At 71.6% G+C, this 2,684-nt stretch carries 5 protein-coding genes; 3 read left to right on the top strand and 2 right to left on the bottom strand.

What is annotated here, in order from left to right; translation table 11 throughout:
• Together G6021_RS17470 and G6021_RS13935 are read right to left on the bottom strand one after the other, a co-directional pair.
• Positions 1-197: ArsA-related P-loop ATPase (locus G6021_RS17470; RefSeq protein WP_277817951.1), on the bottom strand; the 197-nt coding region annotated here is incomplete at its 3' end.
• Between the two features lies 1 nt (position 198).
• Entirely contained in the window at positions 199-1,275 is a 1,077-nt protein-coding gene (locus G6021_RS13935; protein ID WP_241730491.1) for an ArsA-related P-loop ATPase, read from the bottom strand.
• A gap of 65 nt (positions 1,276-1,340) precedes the next feature.
• Between G6021_RS13935 and G6021_RS13930 the strand changes: the two genes are divergently transcribed.
• The 3 genes from G6021_RS13930 to G6021_RS13920 all read left to right on the top strand — a co-directional run.
• Positions 1,341-1,511 carry a DUF4177 domain-containing protein gene (locus G6021_RS13930; RefSeq protein WP_179524409.1) on the top strand — a complete coding sequence of 57 codons (171 nt, stop codon included), beginning with the start codon at positions 1,341-1,343 and terminating at the stop codon, positions 1,509-1,511.
• Positions 1,511-1,996 (top strand): RidA family protein, encoded by a 486-nt coding sequence (locus tag G6021_RS13925; RefSeq protein WP_182610978.1) that lies wholly within the window; start codon positions 1,511-1,513, stop codon positions 1,994-1,996. The genes G6021_RS13930 and G6021_RS13925 overlap by 1 nt, the downstream gene beginning before the upstream one ends.
• Positions 1,997-2,005: 9 nt before the next feature.
• Positions 2,006-2,684: MBL fold metallo-hydrolase (locus G6021_RS13920; protein WP_182641540.1), on the top strand; the 679-nt coding region annotated here is incomplete at its 3' end.

The raw sequence follows: 2,684 nt of genomic DNA, 5'->3' as shown, positions 1-2,684 counted from the left end.
TTGTCGATGCCCAGCGCCTGCGCGAGGCGCCGGGCCGGGTCGATGGTGAGCACCACGGTGTCGCGGCCGAGCTCGGCCGCGCGCAGGGCCACCGCGGCGGCGGTGGTGGTCTTGCCCACGCCGCCGGCGCCGGTGCAGACCACGACACGGGTCGCGGGGTCGGTGAGCATTCCGGTGATGTCGAGACGACGAGTCATGTCAGTGCACTCCCTGATCGGCGAGGGCGGAGGCGAGGTCGTACAGGTCGGCGACCTCGACGCCGTTGGGCAGGGCCGGCAGCACGAGGGTCGGGCAGCCGGACGAGGTCAGGGTCTCGCCGGCCGCGAGCTGGCCGCGGGCGACGCGGGCGTGTTCGATGGCCTCCACCAGGAGCCCCTGCAGGCCCTCGTCGTCGAGCTCCACACCGGTCTCCTCGAGCCCGGCCAGCACCGCCTCCGCATCGATGTCCTCCTCGGCGATCCGCTGGAGCGCGGCGTCGTCGAGGTGCCTGGTCTCGGCCCGGTTGATGATCACCTGGCCGACCCGCAGGTCGTGCGAACGCAGCTCCTCGATCGCCTCGATGGTCTCCTGGACCGGCAGCGACTCGAGCAGGGTGACCAGGTGGACGACCGTCTGCGGGGAGTGGACCAGCTCGGAGACGGCATCGGCCTGCCGGCGGATGGGGCCACCGGCGGCCAGGTCGGCCATCGCGGTGGTCACGTCGAGGAACTTGCCGATTCGGCCCGTGGGCGGGGCGTCCACCACCACGGCGTCGTACACGACCTCCTTCTTGGCGTGCTGGCGCGTGACGACCTCGTAGATCTTTCCGGTCAGGAGCACGTCCTTGAGGCCGGGGGCGATGGTGGTCGCGAACTCGATCGCGCCCACCGACTTCATCACCTTGCCCACCACCCCGAGGTGGTAGAAGGTGTCGAGGTAGTCGAGCATCGCGGCCTCGATGTCGATGGCCAGCGCGAACACCTTGCCGCCACCGTCCACCCGGGCCACGAGCTCCTCGCGGTACGGCAGCGGGGCGCGGTCGAAGATCCGGGAGATTCCCTGGCGCTCCTCCACCTCGACCAGCAACACACGCTTGCCGGTGGAGGCCAGTGCCAGCGCGAGCGAGGTGGCGACCGTGGTCTTGCCCGTTCCCCCCTTCCCGGAGACGTAGTGGAGGTCTGCGCGGGCGGAGGAGTCGGACCAGCCGGTGGACAGCTGGTCGGCGATGGTCGCCCTCGTCGACTGTGTCCCCTGAGTTCGAGTCGCCTGCGTTCCTGGATTGTCGGTGGACGGCATGCGTTCCACACTAAGCGGTTCCACCAGAGCGCGCGGGCTGCTCTCGACTTCCCTAGAGTGGGGGCATGAGCGAATCCACCTCCGCAGCCCGGTTCGAGTACGCGACCGTCCCGCTGCTCACCCACGCCACCAAGCAGATCCTCGACCAGTGGGGCAGTGACGGTTGGGAGCTCGTGTCCGTGCTGCCCGGGCCCACCGGCGAGCAGCACGTCGCCTACCTCAAGCGCCGGCTCTGATGTCGGAGGGCGAGGGCGGCGGCTACTGGACCCGAAAGCTGGAGCAGCTGGGGATCGAGCTGCCGACCGTGGTCCCCCCGCTGGCCAACTACGTCCCCGCCGTGCGGACGGGGGCGTACGTCTACACCTCCGGTCAGCTGCCGATGGTCGACGGCGCCCTCGCCGCGACGGGCAAGGTCGGAGCCGCGGTCAGTCCGGAGGTCGCCGCCGGTCTCGCCCGGACCTGCGCCCTCAACGCGCTCGCCGCGGTCGACGGCCTGGTGGGCATCGACTCCGTCGTGCGGATCGTCAAGGTCGTCGGGTTCGTCGCCTCGGCGCCGGGCTTCAACGCCCAGCCCGCGGTGATCAACGGCGCCTCGGACCTGCTGGGTGAGGTCTTCGGCGACGCCGGCGTCCACGCACGCTCCGCCGTCGGGGTGTCGGAGCTGCCGCTCGACGCCCCCGTCGAGGTCGAGCTCATCGTCGAGGTCGAGGTCGAGGGTTAGGGACGGACCATGGCGACGTCCGGCGGTCTGGCCCCGATCACGTTCCCCGCGTACGAGACGCTGCGCCCCGTCACCGACCTGGCCGGGGTGATCCTCTGCGACAACCCCTCGGAGATGACCTTCGAGGGGACCAACACGGTCGTGCTGCGGGCCCCGGGATCGCCCACCGCCGTGGTGGTGGATCCCGGGCCGGACGATCGCGCGCACGCCGAGCGGATCGCCGCCATCGTGGGGGAGATCGAGCTCGTCGTCGTCACCCATCGCCACGGGGACCACACCGACGGGATCGACCACCTCCGCGCGCTGACCGGCGCGCCGGTCCGAGCGGTCGGGGAGCGGTACTGCCGCGACGCCGGGCCACTGGTCGACGGCGAGGAGATCCACGCCGCCGGGCTGGACATCATCGTGCTGGCCACTCCGGGGCACACCGCGGACTCGATCAGCCTCGAGGTGCGTCCCGCGGGTGCGGGGTTCACCGCGCCGGCGGACTGCGTGGTACTCGGCGACACGATCCTGGGCCGCGATTCGACGGTCCTGGACTCGACCGACGGCGATCTGGGCGACTACCTGGAGAGCCTCGACCTGCTGGCCGCCCGCGCCGACGGCGTCGTGGGTGTCCCCGGGCACGGGCCGGACGTGGAGAACACCGCGCGCGCGGCCCAGGTGCTCGCCCGACACCGGCGGGACC

The organism is Dietzia sp. CW19 (genome assembly GCF_014145265.1).
GTDB lineage: Bacteria > Actinomycetota > Actinomycetes > Mycobacteriales > Mycobacteriaceae > Dietzia > Dietzia natronolimnaea.
The sequence above is the reverse complement of the archived record's forward strand: the minus strand, read 5'-3'. Positions and strand labels throughout refer to the sequence as shown.

Bases quoted from the DNA above. Each gene is read 5' to 3' on its own strand.
- G6021_RS13935 (WP_241730491.1), bottom strand. From the start codon at position 1,275: ATGCCGTCCACCGACAATCCAGGAACGCAGGCGACTCGAACTCAGGGG.
- G6021_RS13930 (WP_179524409.1), top strand. From the start codon at position 1,341: ATGAGCGAATCCACCTCCGCAGCCCGGTTCGAGTACGCGACCGTCCCG.
- G6021_RS13925 (WP_182610978.1), top strand. From the start codon at position 1,511: ATGTCGGAGGGCGAGGGCGGCGGCTACTGGACCCGAAAGCTGGAGCAG.